The 18,416-nt window shown below is 57.1% G+C and carries 16 protein-coding genes; 9 read left to right on the forward strand and 7 right to left on the reverse strand.

The genetic code is table 11. From position 1 onward, the window contains the following. Position 1: 1 nt before the first annotated feature. The 3 genes from AC2D8V_RS15505 to ispD are packed head-to-tail and all read right to left on the reverse strand — an operon-like array spanning position 2 to position 1,627. Positions 2-496: a phosphatidylglycerophosphatase A family protein gene (locus AC2D8V_RS15505; protein ID WP_484734473.1), complete on the reverse strand. Its 495-nt coding sequence runs from the start codon at positions 494-496 to the stop codon at positions 2-4. Continuing rightward, entirely contained in the window at positions 493-972 is a 480-nt protein-coding gene (ispF, locus tag AC2D8V_RS15510; protein ID WP_484734474.1) for a 2-C-methyl-D-erythritol 2,4-cyclodiphosphate synthase, read from the reverse strand. The genes AC2D8V_RS15505 and ispF overlap by 4 nt, the downstream gene beginning before the upstream one ends. Further along, a complete protein-coding gene (gene ispD / locus AC2D8V_RS15515; protein ID WP_484734475.1) occupies positions 962-1,627 on the reverse strand; it encodes a 2-C-methyl-D-erythritol 4-phosphate cytidylyltransferase in 666 nt (221 codons plus the stop codon). The genes ispF and ispD overlap by 11 nt, the downstream gene beginning before the upstream one ends. 231 nt (positions 1,628-1,858) lie before the next feature. Here ispD and dusB point away from each other — a divergent pair, with 231 nt between their 5' ends. The 5 genes from dusB (at position 1,859) to ntrX (ending at position 9,007) form a co-directional block, all read left to right on the forward strand. After that, positions 1,859-2,788: a tRNA dihydrouridine synthase DusB gene (gene dusB, locus AC2D8V_RS15520; RefSeq protein ID WP_484734476.1), complete on the forward strand. Its 930-nt coding sequence runs from the start codon at positions 1,859-1,861 to the stop codon at positions 2,786-2,788. After that, the gene (locus tag AC2D8V_RS15525) at positions 2,785-3,873 is read left to right on the forward strand and encodes a two-component system sensor histidine kinase NtrB (protein WP_484734477.1); all 1,089 of its coding nucleotides are present in this window, start codon (positions 2,785-2,787) and stop codon (positions 3,871-3,873) included. The genes dusB and AC2D8V_RS15525 overlap by 4 nt, the downstream gene beginning before the upstream one ends. 2 nt (positions 3,874-3,875) lie before the next feature. After that, the gene (locus AC2D8V_RS15530) at positions 3,876-5,240 is read left to right on the forward strand and encodes a response regulator (RefSeq protein ID WP_484734478.1); all 1,365 of its coding nucleotides are present in this window, start codon (positions 3,876-3,878) and stop codon (positions 5,238-5,240) included. Between the two features lie 154 nt (positions 5,241-5,394). Beyond that, positions 5,395-7,602 carry a sensor histidine kinase NtrY-like gene (locus AC2D8V_RS15535; RefSeq protein ID WP_484734479.1) on the forward strand — a complete coding sequence of 736 codons (2,208 nt, stop codon included), beginning with the start codon at positions 5,395-5,397 and terminating at the stop codon, positions 7,600-7,602. Then, the gene (gene ntrX, locus AC2D8V_RS15540) at positions 7,595-9,007 is read left to right on the forward strand and encodes a nitrogen assimilation response regulator NtrX (RefSeq protein WP_484734480.1); all 1,413 of its coding nucleotides are present in this window, start codon (positions 7,595-7,597) and stop codon (positions 9,005-9,007) included. Before AC2D8V_RS15535 ends, ntrX begins: the two co-directional genes overlap by 8 nt. Positions 9,008-9,013: 6 nt before the next feature. Here the strand turns inward: ntrX and AC2D8V_RS15545 are convergent, their stop codons facing one another. After that, complete coding sequence (locus AC2D8V_RS15545) at positions 9,014-10,042, reverse strand: ester cyclase (RefSeq protein ID WP_484734481.1); 1,029 nt, start codon at positions 10,040-10,042, stop codon at positions 9,014-9,016. 57 nt (positions 10,043-10,099) lie between these two features. After that, positions 10,100-10,570 (reverse strand): hypothetical protein, encoded by a 471-nt coding sequence (locus AC2D8V_RS15550; protein ID WP_484734482.1) that lies wholly within the window; start codon positions 10,568-10,570, stop codon positions 10,100-10,102. A gap of 105 nt (positions 10,571-10,675) precedes the next feature. Between AC2D8V_RS15550 and trkA the strand changes: the two genes are divergently transcribed. The 4 genes from trkA to hflX all read left to right on the forward strand — a co-directional run bounded on the left by trkA (position 10,676) and on the right by hflX (position 15,274). After that, positions 10,676-12,052, forward strand: coding sequence for a Trk system potassium transporter TrkA (gene trkA, locus AC2D8V_RS15555; protein ID WP_484734483.1), 1,377 nt, complete (start codon positions 10,676-10,678; stop codon positions 12,050-12,052). 5 nt (positions 12,053-12,057) lie between these two features. Then, entirely contained in the window at positions 12,058-13,611 is a 1,554-nt protein-coding gene (locus AC2D8V_RS15560) for a TrkH family potassium uptake protein (RefSeq protein WP_484734484.1), read from the forward strand. Between the two features lie 128 nt (positions 13,612-13,739). Further along, the gene (hfq, locus tag AC2D8V_RS15565) at positions 13,740-13,979 is read left to right on the forward strand and encodes an RNA chaperone Hfq (protein ID WP_007119530.1); all 240 of its coding nucleotides are present in this window, start codon (positions 13,740-13,742) and stop codon (positions 13,977-13,979) included. Continuing rightward, a complete protein-coding gene (gene hflX, locus AC2D8V_RS15570) occupies positions 13,976-15,274 on the forward strand; it encodes a GTPase HflX (protein WP_484734485.1) in 1,299 nt (432 codons plus the stop codon). The genes hfq and hflX overlap by 4 nt, the downstream gene beginning before the upstream one ends. 18 nt (positions 15,275-15,292) lie before the next feature. Here the strand turns inward: hflX and AC2D8V_RS15575 are convergent, their stop codons facing one another. Then, positions 15,293-15,856 (reverse strand): pseudouridine synthase, encoded by a 564-nt coding sequence (locus tag AC2D8V_RS15575; protein WP_484734486.1) that lies wholly within the window; start codon positions 15,854-15,856, stop codon positions 15,293-15,295. Continuing rightward, complete coding sequence (locus AC2D8V_RS15580; RefSeq protein ID WP_484734487.1) at positions 15,857-18,322, reverse strand: penicillin acylase family protein; 2,466 nt, start codon at positions 18,320-18,322, stop codon at positions 15,857-15,859. Between the last annotated feature and the right edge of the window lie 94 nt (positions 18,323-18,416).

The raw sequence follows: 18,416 nt of genomic DNA on the forward strand, positions 1-18,416 counted from the left end.
TTCAGAACAGCCCGTGGTAAATCGCGGCCAAAGCCAGCACACCAAGTGCCGCGAAAACACCGGCAATGACATCATCCAGCATGACGCCGAGGGCATCCCCGCGTCTGTCCGCCCAGCCTATGGGCCCCGGTTTCCAGATGTCGAACAGGCGGAAGAGTAAAAATGCAGCGACCCAGCCAGGCCACATGACGAGTACATTCAAGCCCATCGACCACGCGGCGTAGGAAAGCGGCAAGATCGCGATCCACTGGCCTACCAACTCATCGATCACAATCTCCGAAGGGTCATGGTCCGATGCGTCGCGGGTCATGACCGCAGTCGCCCACCAGCCCTTGGCAAATGCCACGACAACGCCCAACGCGAGCAGCGGCAACCCACCGATCACATGCAGCAACCAAGCCCACGGCAAAGCAACAAGCGACCCCCATGTGCCAGGGGCAGGGCGTATATATCCGACCCCCAGTACAGTTCCAATCAGCTGTGCCAAGCGGTTCATGCGGACACCAGCGCAGCTGTTGCAATGCAGGCGATCCCTTCTGCACGCCCCGTGAATCCCAGTTTTTCAGAGGTCGTTGCCTTGACCGAGATGCGCGAAACGTCGACCCCTATGATTTGCGCCATCTGTTCCCGCATCGCGTCGGCATGCGGGCCGATCTTTGGAAGCTCGCAGATGATGGTGCAGTCAATATTGGTGATCCGAAATCCTTGCGCGTCTACCTGCCCGACGGCGTGCTTAAGAAAAATGTCGCTTGGCGCGCCTTTCCATTGCGGGTCACTCGGCGGAAAATGACGCCCGATGTCACCCAAGGCAAGCGCGCCATAAAGGGCATCTGTAACCGTATGCATGGCCACATCCGCGTCCGAATGGCCGACGAGCCCGTGGGTATGCGGAATATCGACGCCGCATAAGGTGACGTGGTCACCCGGTCCGAATGCGTGCACGTCAAATCCATTGCCCAGTCTAATGTCCATTCCGAACCCTCAGGATTGTTTCGGCGCGGGCAAAATCCTCCGGCACCGTTATTTTCAGATTTTCTTCTTCGCCTCGGGTCATCACAACTTCAAGCCCCGCAGATCGCGCGATCTCTACGTCATCAGCCGCTCCATCCGGAAATGCGTGATGCGCCGCGATGATTTGGTCAAGGTCAAAGCCTTGCGGGGTTTGCGCCCGGAAAAGGCCGCTGCGATCCGCCGTGCCGACGACTCTACCTTCCGCGCCATGCCAAAGGGCATCGACCACCGGTATCGCAGGTGCCGCAGCTGGCGCGCGAGAAAGGCCGGAAATCACATCGCTGATAATCCTTTCTGAAACGCAAGGTCGTGCGGCATCGTGAATGAGCACCTTTTCGGTCTGTCCGGCCAAGGCCTGCAACCCCGCCAGAACCGACGCGCTGCGCGTCTCTCCGCCGTGAACAACCTCAATATCCAGATCGTCTGGCATGCGACATGCCGCGATATCATCTGGGTGCGCCACCAGCACGATCTTTGTGACATCAGGGTGCTCTGAGAAAGCCTTAACAGCGTGGATGGCCACAGTCGTTTGACCCAAAGCGCGCCACTGTTTTGGCACCCCGCCGCCAGCGCGTTGCCCGCGCCCTGCTGCCACGATGACGGCACCGACTTTCATCACATCTCCCTTCGATGATTGGTTAATGTCTAGGCGTTTGACGCACGGCAATCAATCACCCGAAGATGTGCTTAAAAAATAGGCGAACGTGTGGCAAGCTGCTTGTGATATAGCGCGTTTTATTGAGGAAAATCTCGCTACTTGCTACCAAGTAGGTGCTGCACAAGGATTAGGCATTTGACCTCCGGTTTCTTTCCTTCAGGCTTGAACGCGCCTGTTTTGCTGGCCCCGATGGCCGGAATCACCGATTTGCCTTATCGCGAATTGGTCGCATCCTTTGGTGCGGGGCTGGTTGTGTCCGAAATGGTGGCCAGTCATGACATGCTCAATGCGCGCCCCGGCAGCCGCGAAAAGGCAGAATTGGGGTTGGGCAAGGTAGGCACAGCAATTCAACTTGCCGGTCGTGAAGCGGCACCAATGGCTGAAGCGGCGCGCATGGTTGAGGGGCAGGGCGCCACGATCATCGACATCAACATGGGGTGTCCCGCCAAAAAGGTCACGCAAGGGTACAGTGGCTCGGCCCTGATGCGCACACCGGATCACGCGCTGACGCTAATCGAAGCGGTGGTACGCGCAGTGAAAATTCCTGTTACGCTCAAAACGCGCCTCGGCTGGAGCGATGATATGCTGAACGCGCCAGACATCGCACGTCGGGCAGAGGCTGCCGGTATCAAAATGATCACGATACACGGTCGTACCCGGTGCCAGTTTTACAAAGGTCGTGCCGATTGGGCCGCCATCGCCCAGGTGAAAGATGCCGTGTCGATCCCAGTTATTGCGAACGGTGATATAGTTTCGCCAAACGCGGCTAGGCAGGCGCTGGCCCAGTCCGGTGCGGATGGCGTTATGATCGGCCGTGGCGCGCGCGGTCGACCCTGGCTGCTAGCCGAGGTTTCGCATGCGCTTTATAATACAAAAGTCCCGGAAATCCCTGACGGGCAAGCTTTTGCCGACATGGTACGCTTGCATTACGCAGCCATGATCCGGTTCTATGGAGAGGAGCTGGGGCTGCGCGTCGCGCGTAAGCATTTGGGATGGTATATGGATACCTGCCGGACGCCCGCGCCGCTGCGAAAAGAAGTACTCACCGCGCCATCAGTTAATGCGACAGAGGCATTGCTGGCCACCGCCTGTATCCCGCAAGAGGCCTGCGCCGCATGACCAATGACCGCTCCATATGGGCAAGCCTGCCAATTCCAGCGCTTATCGTCGGGCCCGACGACATAATTATCGACATCAACTCCGCTGCCGAAGGCTTTTTCAACGTCTCTGCCAAGACGCTTCGGAATACCCCTGTTTGGGATCAGGTGATGATCAATGATCCGCTGGAAACAGCATTTGAAAGGGCGCGATCGTCTGGCACGCCGCTTTTCGTAAATGATGTGGATGTCGGCGGCGGGGCACGGGCGCCGATGCAATCTGATCTGCAGGTTGCACCGCTGATGGACAACCCGGGGTACATGATCTTCATGATTTCGCCGCGCGAACTGGCTGGTCGGATGACCCAGAACCACTCTGTAAAATCGGCGGCAAAATCGGCAATCGGCATGGCAGAGATGCTTGCTCACGAGATCAAGAATCCACTGGCTGGCATTACTGGTGCTGCGCAATTGCTTTCGATGAACCTCGGAAAGGATGACCTTGAGTTGACGGATCTGATCGTCGAAGAAAGCCGTCGTATCGTTAAGCTTCTGGGGCAGGTGGAACAGTTCGGCAACCTGTCTGCGCCGGATTTTCAACCGGTAAACATCCACGATGTCTTGGACCGTGCGCGGCGTTCGGCGCTTTTGGGTTTCGGGGCGCACATGAAAATTGTCGAAGACTATGACCCTTCTTTGCCTCTGGCTTATGGCGATCCCGATCAGTTGTTGCAGGTGGTGCTCAACCTGTTGAAAAACGCATCACAAGCGGCAGGCGACACGCCCGGCACCATTCGGCTTCACAGCTATTTCGAACATTCGTTCCGCCTTCGACGTGCTGACGGCACAGGACAGTCTTTGCCGCTTCAGATAGAAATTATCGATGACGGCCCGGGGCTGCCGGAAAACATCAAGGGAGACATTTTCGATCCCTTTGTGTCCGGTCGCGAAAACGGCACTGGGCTCGGGCTGGCTCTGGTCAGCAAAATTATCTCGGATCATTCCGGATGGATCTCGGTCACCTCGGTGCCGGGAAAAACCACATTCCGCATCTCACTGGCGCGCGCGCCAAAGGATGCCCTTGAACGCAATCAGAAGGAGGACTGACGATGGACGGCACGGTCTTGGTCGCAGATGACGACCGCACGATCCGTACGGTGTTGACACAGGCGCTTACACGGGCGGGCTGCAAAGTGCACGCAACTTCCAGTCTGACGACACTCCTGCGCTGGGTCGGCGAGGGAAAGGGTGATGTGGTCATATCCGACGTGGTAATGCCCGACGGGAACGGGCTCGAGATGTTGCCTAAGATCGCGCAGGACCGACCCGGTCTTCCGGTCATTGTTATCTCTGCTCAGAACACGATTATGACAGCCATTCAGGCCGCCGAAGCTGAAGCCTACGATTACCTGCCCAAGCCGTTTGATTTGCCGGACCTGATGAAACGCACTGCACGTGCGCTGGAACTCCGTCAACACAGCCGGCGCGCGCCCGCTGTGAGCGACGAGCGCCCCGATGATCTGCCGCTGGTCGGTCGTACCGCTGTGATGCAAAGCTTGTACCGCGTTGTGGCGCGGGTCATGAACACTGATTTGCCGGTGCTCATCTGGGGTGAATCCGGCACCGGAAAGTCGCTGATCGCGCGCGCGATACATGATTTTTCGGACCGCCGTAGCCTTCCCTTCGTCACAGCCACCTCTGCCGATCTGCAAGAGCTTGAAGGCCCTGCAAGGCTGCTCGCAAGAGTGAAAGGCGGCACACTTCTCGTCGAGGAAATCGCTGATCTGCCGGAAGAGCTTCAAGCACGCCTTGTGCGCATGATGGATACCCCCGGTGAATACACGCCACGATTTCTGGCCACGAGCCAAACCGATCTCAATCAGGCGATGGAAGAAGGCGCGATGCGCAAAGATCTCTATTACCGCCTGAGCGGGGCCACACTGACCGTTCCTGCACTTCGAGAGAGGGTAGACGACATACCGCTTTTGGCGGATCACTTTCTGGCACGCGCCGAAGCCGCGGGCGCCGCGCCGCGCAGCCTGTCGCCGGATGCAACGGAAATCTTTCGCAACTACAGTTGGCCAGGTAACGTCCGGCAGTTGGAAAACGCCATTCGTCGGCTTGGCCTGACCAGCCGCGCGGCCGAGATATCCAGTTCAGAGGTCGAACAGGTTTTGGGTGCGCAGCCGGACCTCGAACCGATGCGCGCCGCCGGTAATACAGAAAAACTGGGGGCCTCGGTTGAGCGGCATTTGCGTCGTTACTTTGATCTGCACGGCAACATGCTGCCGCCAGCCGGTCTTTATGCGCGAATTCTGCGCGAAGTCGAAGCGCCGCTGATTGAGATTGCACTCGAAGCGACAGGTGGAAATCAGGCAAAATGCGCCGATTTACTCGGCATCAACCGAAATACTCTCAGAAAGAAGATAACTGACCTCGATATAGAGGTGACACGGCGCCGTAAATTGATGTAAAACCGCCACACAAACCGTGGCCAACGGGGAACACACCGTTCAGGACCACAAAATAGAGCGGTAGGTGCCACGTGCACCACATCATGGGTGAGGGGCCAATTTGGTTTCCCGTGTCGAAAAGTCACTTTGGCTACGCGTAACGCGTATGAGACGCATGCGTTTCGTGCGCAATGCAGCCACATTAGGGCTTGTGGTGCTGGGGCCTGTCCTTGCGCTTGCGACCTATCTGATCCTTGGTCCTCTGGGGCAAGCGAGCACCACTCTGGGCTTGCGGCTCATCCTGCTTGCAGACTTGGTATACATTCTTGTTGTTGCAACTTTGGTGCTTTCGCAGGTCGCGCGTCTGATCTCGGCCCGGCGTGCTAAATCTGCCGGATCTCGGCTGCACCTCCGGTTAACTGGCGTTTTTGCACTGCTCGCGCTGATCCCGACCGTGACGGTCGCCATTTTTGCTGGTTTGACGGTTAATGTTGGCCTTGAGGGATGGTTTTCGGATCGGGTGCGGCAGGTGGTGGGCAATTCACTGGCCGCGGCGCAAGCCTATGAGCAGGAACAACGGTCGGACCTCGCCGAGGACGCGGCGGCACTGGCCGCCAGTATCAACAATGCGCGCAGCGCAGGCATTCTTATTTCCGACAGTGAACTACTCGGTGAGGGCCAGAGGCAAATCCAGCGCGGTCTGCGCGAAGCTTACCTTATCGACGGAACAGGTGAGATACGCGCGCGTGGCAACCGGTCTTACCTTTTTGACTTTGAAAAACCCGATGACCGGCTTGTTGCGCAAGCTGCAGAAGGCGAAATGGTCATCATTGAGGATTGGCCCAATAACGAATTTCGCGCGCTTGTTCGGTTAACGACCTTTGTGGACCGATATCTTTACGTCAGTCGGGACGTGGATGGCGAGTTGCTGTCTCTGCTGGACGAGACACAGGAAACCGTTCGCCTGTATGAACAACTGGAAAGCGAACGCGGCAGACTGCTCTTCGAGTTCGGGCTTTTGTACCTCGCGTTTGCGCTCATTCTCATTCTAGCCGCGATCTGGCTTGGGCTTTGGTTTGCAGAACGGCTTTCCGGTCCTGTAGGGCGGTTGACCGGTGCCGCCCAGCAGGTCGGGGCAGGTGATCTGGACGTTCAGGTGCGCGAAGAAGAGAGCGATGATGAGATTGCGATGCTCAGTCGCTACTTCAACCAGATGACGAAGCAACTGAAGCTGCAGCGTGAGACGCTTATTGAAAACACCGAGCAGATCGAACGCCGCCGCAGGCTGTTTGATTCTGTGCTCAGTTCGGTGACATCCGGCGTTGTCGGGCTGGATGCCGAAGGTCGGGTCCGGTTCGTGAACCGATCGGCTGAACGCCTGCTCGACTGGCGTGAGGACAGACAGTCGCTTGCGCTGGCAGCGGCAGTACCAGAGTTTGGCCCGCTGTTCGACGCGATCCGGGATGCCCCGACCGAAACGGTGCAGGACGAGGTAAAAGTCAGCCGGCAGGGCCGCTTGGAAAACCTGCTGGTGCGTATGGCAAAGCGGCGTTCGGAAAACGGAAATCTGGAAGGTTACGTGGTCGCATTTGACGATGTAACCGACCTTGTCAGTGCGCAACGTATGGCTGCTTGGGGCGATGTTGCGCGCCGCATTGCTCATGAAATCAAAAACCCGCTTACGCCGATCCAGCTTTCTGCGGAAAGGATTAAGCGCAAGTTCTCGCCTAAGCTTGGGGAAGATTCAGAGATATTGGAGCAGATGACAGACGTTATCGTGCGTCAGACCGGCGACCTGCGTCGCATCGTTGACGAGTTTTCCAAATTCGCGCGTATGCCAGAGCCCGAGCGCAAGAATATTGATTTGACACAGTTGGTGCGTGATGCCGTTTTGTTGCAACAAACAGGGCAACCTGATGTCTCTATCGAGACCACGCTGCCTGATGATCCAATTCTGAGTGATCTTGATGCGACGATGCTGTCGCAAGCCTTAACAAACCTAATCAAGAACGCCGGCGAAGCAATTGAAAGTTTGCAGAAAAAAGGTGCGCCGGACGGACACATCCCAACGATCAGGGTGACGCTGGAACAAATGGACAGTCGGGCCAAGATAACAATCGCCGACAACGGTATCGGTCTGCCCGAAGACCGTGCAAGGCTGTTTGAGCCTTACGTGACAACACGCAGCGAGGGTACCGGCCTCGGCCTACCCATCGTCAAGAAAATTATCGAAGAACACGGCGGCACGCTGGCGCTGGAGGATGCCCCCGCATTCGATGGCGCTGAACACTACGGTGCGATGGCAGTGATCGTGCTGCCGACGTCGTCGCCTGAACCTGAACAAGACACTTTCCATGAGAAGGAAGATATACCCGATGAGTGATATTCTAATTGTGGACGATGAACGCGATATCCGCGAGCTGATTTCAGACATTCTGATCGATGAGGGGTTTAAGACCCGTCTGGCAGGAAACTCCGAGGAGGCAATGGCCGCCATAAACTCGGATGCTCCGGCACTGATCGTTCTGGATATCTGGCTCAAAGACAGCCGGATGGACGGCATCGATATTCTCAAGACAGTCAAACGGGATAACCCGGATGTGCCGGTGGTCATTATCTCTGGCCACGGCAATATTGAAATTGCCGTAGCAGCGATCAAGCAGGGCGCTTATGACTTTATTGAAAAGCCGTTTAACATCGATCAGCTTCTTGTTGTGATCAGACGGGCAATGGAAACGTCACGGTTACGGCGCGAAAACCAGAACTTGCGCCGCAAGGATATCGTTCAATCCGATATGATAGGCACATCTGCCGCTTTCCGGGCAATGGTTGGTCAACTGGATAAGGTCACCAAGTCTAACGGCAGGGTCATGCTGACCGGACCGTCCGGGTGCGGCAAGGAGGTCGCCGCGCGGTATATCCACGCAAACTCCAACCGCTCGGATGCACCGTTTGTTACGGTGAATTGCGCAGGTGTGGCTCCGGACCGCATGGAAGAGGTTTTGTTTGGTCGTGAGACGCCGGATCGTGGCGTTGAGCCCGGACTTTTGGAAGAGGCGCATGGCGGGATCATCTATTTTGATGAGATTGCCGACATGCCTGAGGGCACACAGTCAAAAATACTGCGGGTGCTGGTCGATCAGGAATTCCAGCGGGTCGGCGGAAATGACAAGGTGCGTGTCGATCTGCGTGTGATCTCTTCGACCAGTCGCAATCTTGCGGAAGCCATCGATGCAGGCACTTTCCGGCAGGAGTTGTACCACCGTCTGAACGTAGTGCCGATTGCGGTACCCTCGTTAGAAGAACGCCGAGAGGATATTCCGGATCTGGCAGATCACTTTATCGCGGAAATGAATACCACACAGGGTCTGCCGCTGCGCGAACTGAGTAGTGATGCGATTGCGCTGATGCAAACAATGGTTTGGCCGGGCAACGTCAGGCAGTTGAAGAATCTGATCGAACGCGTGCTGATCATGGGCGACGGAAGTGGCCCAATCGAAAGCAAAGAGTTGCCGGGAACAGATGAAGGCGGCGACAGCGACAACAAGGTCGTGTTGTCTGGTGCATTGGCCACGCTGGCATTGCGCGAGGCGCGCGAAGCCTTCGAAAGGGAATACCTACTTACCCAGATCAATCGCTTTGGCGGCAATATCTCTAAGACTGCGAACTTTGTCGGAATGGAGCGCAGCGCATTGCACAGAAAGCTGAAATCACTCGGCGTGGTGACGTCTGCGAAATCCGGGACGCGGATCGCGCATGTGGATGAAGATGCCGAAGCCGTTGATTAGGCGCCTTTAAGGCGCCAGATCGGCAAGCACGTCGACGCCCTGCATCTTCATAAAGTGCAGCATGTCGATGAACACCCAATTCTCGGCCAGTTTGTCACCGTCCCGGCGATAGACGTCAACGACGCGCATATCGGCACGCACATCGTTCCCGGGAACACCCATGAAACCGTTTTTGTTGGTCAAAGTCAGGTTCGGCCAGCCAAAAAAGCCGCCATATTTGCCCTCGGCCATGCGGCACAGGTGGCCGTTCAACACACGCCCTTCCATCGCCCGCCGAAACGGGCCCTGATGTTGTTCAATGTAACGGTCAATCGTGTAGGTGGCCCCAATGCCCGTTGGACCCCACCAGATCATGTCGTCGTTCCAGTCAACGGCCAGTTCGTCCTGTGGCGTCGGGGGCGACTTGGCCGCGTTGGCGTGATCAATGGAGCCGATCATGTTGTTGATCCGGTCGAGTGTTTTGCGAGACGCAGCCAGCGGTTGGGGCGTCATCACCAGGCCATCGTGTGTGCGTGGGCCAGGCTGCACCAGTTGCGCTGCTGTTTGAGGTGCTGCCAGCGGGTTTACCCCGGCCTGTGCCATCAGATGCAAGAGGTCTACAAAAAGAGCAACCTCGACGATGATGCCGTTCTCGACCTTACAAAACTCGGCGTACCGCACCATCACGATTTTGCGGGACGGCGGGATATTCAGAAAAGGCGCATCAAACAGCCCCATGAAGTGCCCCATCGAACATGTCCATGTGCCCTTGAAACCGTCAATTTCGTTGAGCCCTGCGAAAAAAATATCTTCACGCCTTTGAACGCGGGAAAAAGCGTTTAGAAAGGGCTGCCAGAACACTTGTGCCACGGCGTGCGGACCATGCTGGACGTTGAATGGGTGCATGCCGCGCCAGACGCACTCGGGCGCCAGATGCGCGCTCAGGGTCAGGGCGACAGTCTCAGGAGACGATCCTTCGAGCGCTGCGTTATAGGACTGCACGATCTCCTTGATTTGGCCAAGGTCAATCTGCGTTTCTGGAATCACTGCTGACATGTAAACATCAGTAGAAAGCTCACTCCGCGCCATCCAGTCAGAAAACGACCAAACCTGTCAATTCCGAGAAATTATTTGCCAACTGCCGTCACTGTTCTTAATTGCGCAGCTACCGTCCGTAAGACGGGGCAGAACTGTTGTCTGGGCTGTATCGACCTGCGCTGACACTGACTGCGGGCACTGCTCGATTTCGACAGGCTGATACCCTTTTGACGCCATGCACTGCGACTCTACGCGCGATCTCAAGGACCTGTTGGCGTCATAGCTGTAGACCTCTCCCGGCACCCAGAAGCCGCCGCCGCGATAACAGTGACCCGCCGAATTGCAATAACGTTGTCCGGGGTAATAGCGTGGCGGCGCTTGGCGTACCTGTGTCGCCACTGGCGCTTCGTTCAACGCTTTGACCTCACAGGCAAGTTGATCGCTTTGCAGCCTTTCAACCGATACACCGGGTTTGTAATACAGGGACAAAGGCGCGCAGGAAGCGACAAAACCAACGAGAACAATCATAATAATACGGGGCGTCATTCCTGTAGTTTGCCTTGTATATTGCAAAAGGACAAATAATTTGACCGCTCTGGGGGCATCTGCCATTCAGAGGTTCCTGAATACGGCCTGAAGGACAAAAAACGCATGAAGGTCATTATTTGCGGCGCGGGCCAGGTGGGCTGGCAGATTGCGCGGCACCTGTCGGGTGAGCGCAACGACGTCACAGTTGTAGACAGCAATCCCGATCTGGTACGTCGCGCCACGGACAGCCTTGACGTACAAGGTATTGCTGGGTTTGCAAGCTATCCTGACGTACTGGACCGGGCAGGGGCCCGCGATGCGGAAATGCTGATTGCGGCCACGCACTCGGATGAGGTGAACATGGTGACCTGTCAGGTCGCGCATTCCGTGTTTGGGGTGAATCGCAAGATCGCGCGGCTGCGCAGCCAATCCTATCTCGACGCAATTTATTCCGACCTTTACCGCCGCGATCATATGCCGATCGACGTGGTGATCAGCCCCGAACGTGAGGTTGCCGCTGCCGCCTTGCAGCGCCTTTCGGCCCCTGCGGCCTTCGACACAGAGGTCTTCATGGACGGCAAGGCGCAGTTGCTTGGGATCAGTATCGAAGAAGAATGCCCGGTGGTGAATACGCCGTTGCGCCAACTGACCGATCTGTTTTCAACACTGCGCACCACGGTTGTGGCGGTTCGACGGGACGGCAGCCTTTTTGCGCCGGAATCAAAGGACCAGCTGTTTGTCGGCGATGACTGTTACGTCTTTAGCCATGTCGACGACATCGCGCGCACTATGGAGATTTTCGGCAAACGACAGCCCAAGCAGGAACGTGTTGTGCTGGTAGGCGGCGGGAACGTCGGCCTTGCCGTGGCACAGGCGCTGGAAAAACGGGCCAAGCGCGTACGCACGAAGGTCATCGAAAAGAACCGAATGTGTGCCGAGCGCGCTGCCGAGGCGCTGGAACGCACAATTGTTCTGAACGGCGATGGTCTCGATGCGGGCTTGCTCGCAGAGGCCGGTATTTCGCGCGCCGATGCCATGCTGGCCATCACAGACGACGATAAAACAAACATGCTTGCCTGCGTGCGCGCGAAGTCCGAAGGGTGCGACTACGTGATTGCCTTGATCAACGACCCGACGTTGACGCCCTTGATGGGGCCGCTTGGAATCGACGCCTACATCAACCCGCGCGCAACCACGGTCAGTTCGATCCTGCGCCACATTCGACACGGCCGTGTGCGCGCTGTCTATTCGATTGGGGATGCAGAGGCAGAAGTCATCGAGGCCGAAGTGCTGTCGACCTCGCCGCTGGCCGGTAAGAAAATATCAGAAATCGATTTTCCCGAAGGCGTTCTCGTCGGGGCCTTGCGCAAGGGAGACGATGTCATCCGACCATTGGGGACAACCCGGATCGACGAAGGCGACGTGATCGCGTTGTTTGCTCTCGCGACGGATGTGCCAGAAGTGGAGCGCCTGATGCAGGTCTCCATAGACTTTTTCTAACTGCCATGCGACCGCAAGCGCCAAGCCGCAAGCAAAAGACAGCGCTGGAGCACCTGATGGAGCTACCGTTGTTTCTGCTCATCTTTGGTGCAACTTCGGCGATGATGCTCGTGCCTGCTCTGCATGGCGGTGCTACGCGCGAGTTGGAGACGGCGCGGATCTTTTTCTACTCCGGCTTGCTTGGAGTAATTACATTTACTTTCATAGCTTTGGCCTACGCGGGACGCAGGCCCAGACATGGGGCACTCGGGACGCTGATGTCCCTGTTTTCGACGTTTCTGTTCCTGCCCTTAATTCTGGCCGTGCCATTCTATGAAAGCGTCGGCAACACCACGTTTCTGAATGCTTACGTTGAAATGGTCAGTGCAATCACGACCACTGGCGCAACAGTCTATGACGATCCGGCAAGGCTTAACGATACGCAACATCTGTGGCGCGCACAGGTCGGATGGATGGGTGGCCTGACCATGTGGATTGCTGCATCCGCAATTCTGGCACCGCTTAATCTGGGCGGCTTTGAGGTCACCGCTCAGGCTGAACCGGGACAGCGCGAAACGCGGTACAGTCTTGTCGGGCGCACCGACCCGCGCGAGCGTCTTTTGCGCGTGGTGAAAACGCTGGCGCCGATTTACCTGGGTCTGACCCTGCTGTTGTGGGTTCTTTTGCTGATTAGCGGTGACAGATCGCTCGTCGCATTGAGCCATGCGATGTCCGTTATGGCAACGTCAGGTATTTCGCCTGTCGGTGGGGTCGAGGCAAGTGGTTCGGGCATCACCGGTGAGGCGCTGATGATGCTGTTTATGTTGTTCGCACTTTCCCGCCTGACCTTTTCCTCGGATACCATTACCGCAACACAGGGAGGGATCGGGACAGACCCAGAGTTTCGTCTGGGCATCGCTATCGTTATCGCAGTTCCTGTTGTGCTGTTTCTTCGTCACTGGATCGGCGCGCTGGATATATCGCGCGACGAAAACATCACTCAGGCGATTGGCGCACTTTGGGGGGCGCTGTTTACGGTGATGTCGTTCCTGACGACAACAGGCTTTGCAAGCCAGGATTGGAGTCAGGCCCAAAGCTGGTCGGGTCTGCAGACGCCGGGCTTGATTTTGATGGGGCTTGCACTGATTGGCGGCGGCGTGGCAACCACCGCAGGTGGGGTTAAACTGCTAAGGGTTTTTGCCCTTTTTCTGAACGGTCGGCGTGAATTGGAAAGGCTGGTTCATCCGTCCTCTGTCAGCAGAGCCAGTTCGGAAAGCAGGCGCGTTCAGCGCAATGGTGCGTTCATTGCATGGATTTTCTTTATGTTATTTGCCATTACCTTGGCGATATTGACCGTGCTGCTTGCACTATCCGGTGTGGGATTCGAAGAGGCGCTGGTGCTCACCATCGCCGGCCTTTCCACCACGGGGCCCTTGATCAACTTTGCCACCGATCAACCCATTGAATTGGCACAACTTTCAGTCGCGGCGAAATTCATTTTCACGGCTGCGATGGTTCTGGGAAGACTTGAGACCCTCGCCATCATTGCGCTTTTGACTCCTGAGTTGTGGCGCAGTTGAACACTGCAGAAATTAGGTCCGTAACGGACATTTTTTTGGGGGTGGAATCTCTCTAAATTGATCTCCATACTCACCGCGAGGGACGAACCCGACCCGCGGGTTCACGCAAGAAAAAAGGCATGACCAGAATGGCTTCCGACAGACAGAACCTTCAGGATGCATTCCTGAACCACGTGCGCAAAACCAAGGTTCCGGTGACAATTTTCCTGATCAACGGCGTAAAGCTGCAAGGCGTTATTACGTGGTTTGACAATTTCTGTGTCCTGCTGCGCCGCGATGGGCAATCACAGTTGGTCTACAAGCATGCCATTTCCACAATCATGCCGAGCCAGCCAATCAGCCTTTACGAGGGCGAAGACGCTTCTTGAGCCGTCCGACTTTTCAAATTGATAATACCGCGGGTCCTCGCGTGACGCGCGCTTGGGTTGTGCATCCTGAAATAAAGTCGGATCCGGACCGCCGCTTGCCGGAGCATGCCTTGGCCGAAGCGGTATCGCTTGCGCGCGCCTTGCCTGACCTTGAAGTTGTTGGCGCTGAAATTGCGCCGCTCAAGACCGTACGCGCAGGGATGTTGTTTGGTTCGGGCAAGATTGCCGAGATCAAATCACTGCTTGCAGACAACGATGTGGAACTGGTGCTGGTGGACGGTCCCGTCAGCCCGGTTCAGCAACGCAATCTCGAAAAGGCGTGGGGGGTTAAACTGCTGGATCGGACGGGGCTGATTCTGGAAATTTTCAGCGACCGGGCCGCGACACGCGAAGGTGTCTTGCAAGTTGAGATGGCGGCATTGAGCTATCAGCGCACCCGGCTTGTTCGAGCGTGGACCCACCTTGAACGTCAGCGTGGCGGCCTGGGGTTCGTTGGTGGCCCCGGCGAGACGCAGATCGAAGCAGACCGCCGCGCCATCGATGAGCAGTTGACCCGCCTGCGACGACAGCTCGACAAAGTTGTCAAAACACGCGCGCTGCACAGGGCTGCGCGCGCCAAGGTACCATACCCCATCGTTGCGCTTGTAGGCTATACCAACGCGGGTAAATCCACGTTGTTCAATAGGCTGACAGGTGCAGAAGTCATGGCAAAAGACATGCTTTTTGCCACACTCGATCCGACGATGCGGCGCGTCGAACTTCCCGATGGTCCTGAAGTCATTCTGTCTGACACGGTTGGATTTATCTCTGACCTGCCTACCGAGTTGGTTGCTGCTTTCCGCGCGACCCTCGAAGAGGTGCTGGCGGCGGATGTCATTTGTCACGTGCGGGATATTGCGCACCCCGAAACGGAAGAACAGGCAGCCGATGTCCGGGACATCATGGCGTCGCTCGGTGTGGAAGAAGAGCGTCCGACATTCGAGGTTTGGAACAAGCTTGATCTGCTCAGCGCAGAGGAGGCTGAAGCCATGCGGCGGCGTGCAGAGCGGGATCCGGCACTATACGCGATCTCTGCGTTGAACGGCGACGGGATCAACGACTTGCTGGACGCGGTCACACAGGTCTTGCAGGGTCAGAAACGTCAGGCGACCATAACCTTGAGCTATGCTGACGGCCGCAAGCGTGCGTGGCTGTTTCAGCACGAACTGGTCGAGACAGAAAATCAAACCGACACGGGCTTTGAACTGACCGTGCGCTGGACAGCGGCGCAAGAAGACGCGTTCAACAGGCTATAATCGGTCGTGGTGCGGGGCTCATGGGCCCGTCACGGATGCGAAACGCCATGCGCCCGGACGTAACTGATTAAGCTTCCAGTCTGCAATGCTGACACGAACGAGCCGCAAGCACGGCAGCCCGACGTGTGCCGTCATACGACGTACCTGACGGTTGCGCCCTTCGCGGATGGTGATTTGCAGCCATGCATCCGGCACGGTTTTGCGAAACCGGACAGGCGGATCACGCGGCCACAACCAATCAGGTTCTTTCGTGATCTGTGCCTCGGCTGGGCGCGTTGGTCCGTCTTTCAACGTCACCCCCGCACGCAATTGCGCCAGTTGTTCCGCCTTTGGAATGCCTTCAACTTGCACAAGGTAGGTTTTGGGCAGTTTGTGTTTGGGACTGGATATGCGCGCCTGCAGCTTGCCATCATCGGTCAAGATCATCAGCCCCTCGCTGTCGCGGTCCAATCGGCCCGCAGGGTAGTATCCGGGCGCTTCGATGAAAGAAGAAAGGGTCGGTCGCGTCGTTCCCTCGGTTCCCTTGTCAGTGAACTGCGACAGAACGCCGAACGGCTTGTTAAACAGAATGACCCGGGTCATCTACTGAGAGGGCTCAAGGCGTGTGACCCCGACAGCACCCGCGCGTGCGAGCTCTTCGTCAAGCGACATGGGGATATATTCACCCCGACGCCAAAGTTGGGCCATGTCGTCATAGTGGCGAGACAGAAAATGCCCTGACTGTCCTGTTGAAATGACAAACACCGAACTATCGGGGTCGGCAAAATCATAAACCCCCCGGTACCCGGCGCCATGCACGTTATAGAAAGGATTTGGGCCTGTGCCGCGCGTGAGCCCACGCTGCAAGGTATTGTCGCCGCCATTTGTCGACTGACGGATATTTACGAAGTACCGCAGGATCGGAACTTCCCCCAGCACCGCGTGATCGTGTGTTGCCTGATGCGCATCGCCCCATCGCAACGATTCCAGCGCAGGCCCCCATGTTTCTTCGATCCAGACCAGTGCATCATCAAGCGCCAGCCGTGCCATGTCCGCACAGGTTTCAACGGGTGCGGATTGTATCACGTCGCACCACACTGCTGCGCCATCGACATCGCGGAAAGCCCGCTCGATGAACAGCGGCTCTACATGCGTGAGTTCCGATGCGAGTGGCCCCAGCTCGTCTCGCACCATACGCGCCTGCAAGCTGCGCAACCATGCAGCATAAATCAAAGGCTCGGGCATGTGTTCATTCATCTCTCCCGACCAGTCAGCCAAAAGCGTCAAGGCGCGCTGGCGTTGTCGTAGCGCAGTGCCTTCAGCGGCCGCTTCACCGGTAAACCACAACTCGGCACCGATAAGGGGCAGCAAAGATCGGGCTGTGAAACTGACCGTATCAAGCTGTGCCTCGATAAAGCTGTCGCGCGTGTGGACCTGCCGCGCTTGCATCAGCCGCTGCCAGCGCTGGACACGTTGTGTATCGCCCCAGTCAAAGGAGACATGATTAGGAAATGGCCGGTCCACCGTTTTGTTGTTCGTGTTGCCAATAATGCCGCCGGACGGGGCGATGAACTCGGGATTGGACGCATAGGGCAGGCGACCCTGCCAGCGGTTTGCTGCGATCCAGCCGGGGCTTGGGATGCGTCCTTTGCTCTGGTGACGCGCATCGCGCCGCGGCATGGCCCCGATCATTTTCATGCCGATGTTTTCACGATCCACAAGCATGAGGTTTTGTGCCGGAGCGACGAAGTCTTCGATCGCATCGACCCCTTGCTGAACCGACTTCGCTTCCATCAATCGCAGTGCGGCGGTCATCGAGGTGTCTTGCGCGCTCAGTACTGTCCAAGCCAGCGAAGCGACATGGCCGGGCGGGGTCACCGCGGCCAGGCTATAGTGTGTTCCTGGAAGTACCGGTCCGTTTTCCGTCCAGCGCAGGGTGATCGTTATCGGGGTCCCATCTTTGATGTTTATGATGGACTTGCGGGTCTGGAACGGCTTGAACCCATCCGGTGTGAGGTATTCTTCGGTATTTTCCGGATTAACTTGCTCTATATACACATCCTGATCATCCATACCGGCGGAGGTGAGACCCCAGCCCAGATCAGCACTGCGGCCGGTCAGAACAACGGGCATGCCGGGGATCGTTCCCCCAATGACACCACCTGATTGCAGCTCAAGCCGGGCGAGGTACCAAATGGCAGGCGCTGAGAACCCGAGATGCGGGTCGTTTGCAAGCAATGTGCCGCCGGAGGCAGAGCGCGAAGGCGCCGCTGCCCAGACGTTTGACGCGCCGGCCATCGGGCGACGGGCGAACGGCGACAGCGGATGCGGGTCAAACGGTACGGTCTCGGCAAAGCGCGGCACCTGTGGAAACAAAGACGCGTATTCCGGCAACGCCGCAACGCCGGAACCCGGCGCGTCGGGCAGAATGTCGCTAAGCCGGTCTGGATCAGGCAGGGCAAGAGACATCCGGGCGCGCAGCACCTCGGCATCCAGATGACCCGAAAGCCGTAACCCCATCAATTTGATGATCGCAAGCGAATCTGCGGGTCGCCATGGTGCCATGGGCGCGTTGAACAGAAACATTTCCGGCGCGCCGCGACCCAACGCCTGCGCGTTGATCTGGTCAAGCCGGACGTTCACGCCAGTTGCGTAGGCACGCAGTATACGCATTGTACGCTCGTCCTGTGCCTCAACCGACGCGGAGGCCAAGGTGTAGACATCCAGCCGACGCAGCAATTTGTCGATATTCACTGTGGCCGGGCCAAAAAGCTCTGACAGGCGACCTTGTGCGGTACGCCGGAGCATCGTCATTTGCCACAATCTGTCCTGCGCATGTGCAAAGCCAAGCGCGTAATAGACGTCTTCGTCGGTACTTCCAAAAATGTGGGGCACATTCGCATTGTCGCGCACGATTTCGACCGGTGCGTTCAGAAACGGGACCCGCAATTCAGTATTGTAGTCCGGTAGAGACCGCGAGCCGAGATAATAGATCAGCGTCACCCCCGCTACTGCGAGAATGATCAAGGCTCCGGTGAGCCGCAACAGCCAACGAAAGACCAGCCCCATGCCTAATTCTGCATCCTCTTTTTGGCGTGTTTGAATTGACCCTTGATGTCTGACTGTTAGGTAGGAGACAAGCGTAAGGCAACACCCAAGGAGA

Source organism: Roseobacter sp. YIN89, assembly GCF_057219365.1.

Bases quoted from the DNA above. Each gene is read 5' to 3' on its own strand.
- AC2D8V_RS15505 (WP_484734473.1), bottom strand. From the start codon at position 496: ATGAACCGCTTGGCACAGCTGATTGGAACTGTACTGGGGGTCGGATAT.
- ispF (WP_484734474.1), bottom strand. From the start codon at position 972: ATGGACATTAGACTGGGCAATGGATTTGACGTGCACGCATTCGGACCG.
- ispD (WP_484734475.1), bottom strand. From the start codon at position 1,627: ATGAAAGTCGGTGCCGTCATCGTGGCAGCAGGGCGCGGGCAACGCGCT.
- dusB (WP_484734476.1), top strand. From the start codon at position 1,859: ATGGCCGGAATCACCGATTTGCCTTATCGCGAATTGGTCGCATCCTTT.
- AC2D8V_RS15525 (WP_484734477.1), top strand. From the start codon at position 2,785: ATGACCAATGACCGCTCCATATGGGCAAGCCTGCCAATTCCAGCGCTT.
- AC2D8V_RS15530 (WP_484734478.1), top strand. From the start codon at position 3,876: ATGGACGGCACGGTCTTGGTCGCAGATGACGACCGCACGATCCGTACG.
- AC2D8V_RS15535 (WP_484734479.1), top strand. From the start codon at position 5,395: ATGCGTTTCGTGCGCAATGCAGCCACATTAGGGCTTGTGGTGCTGGGG.
- ntrX (WP_484734480.1), top strand. From the start codon at position 7,595: ATGAGTGATATTCTAATTGTGGACGATGAACGCGATATCCGCGAGCTG.
- AC2D8V_RS15545 (WP_484734481.1), bottom strand. From the start codon at position 10,042: ATGTCAGCAGTGATTCCAGAAACGCAGATTGACCTTGGCCAAATCAAG.
- AC2D8V_RS15550 (WP_484734482.1), bottom strand. From the start codon at position 10,570: ATGACGCCCCGTATTATTATGATTGTTCTCGTTGGTTTTGTCGCTTCC.
- trkA (WP_484734483.1), top strand. From the start codon at position 10,676: ATGAAGGTCATTATTTGCGGCGCGGGCCAGGTGGGCTGGCAGATTGCG.
- AC2D8V_RS15560 (WP_484734484.1), top strand. From the start codon at position 12,058: ATGCGACCGCAAGCGCCAAGCCGCAAGCAAAAGACAGCGCTGGAGCAC.
- hfq (WP_007119530.1), top strand. From the start codon at position 13,740: ATGGCTTCCGACAGACAGAACCTTCAGGATGCATTCCTGAACCACGTG.
- AC2D8V_RS15575 (WP_484734486.1), bottom strand. From the start codon at position 15,856: ATGACCCGGGTCATTCTGTTTAACAAGCCGTTCGGCGTTCTGTCGCAG.
- AC2D8V_RS15580 (WP_484734487.1), bottom strand. From the start codon at position 18,322: ATGGGGCTGGTCTTTCGTTGGCTGTTGCGGCTCACCGGAGCCTTGATC.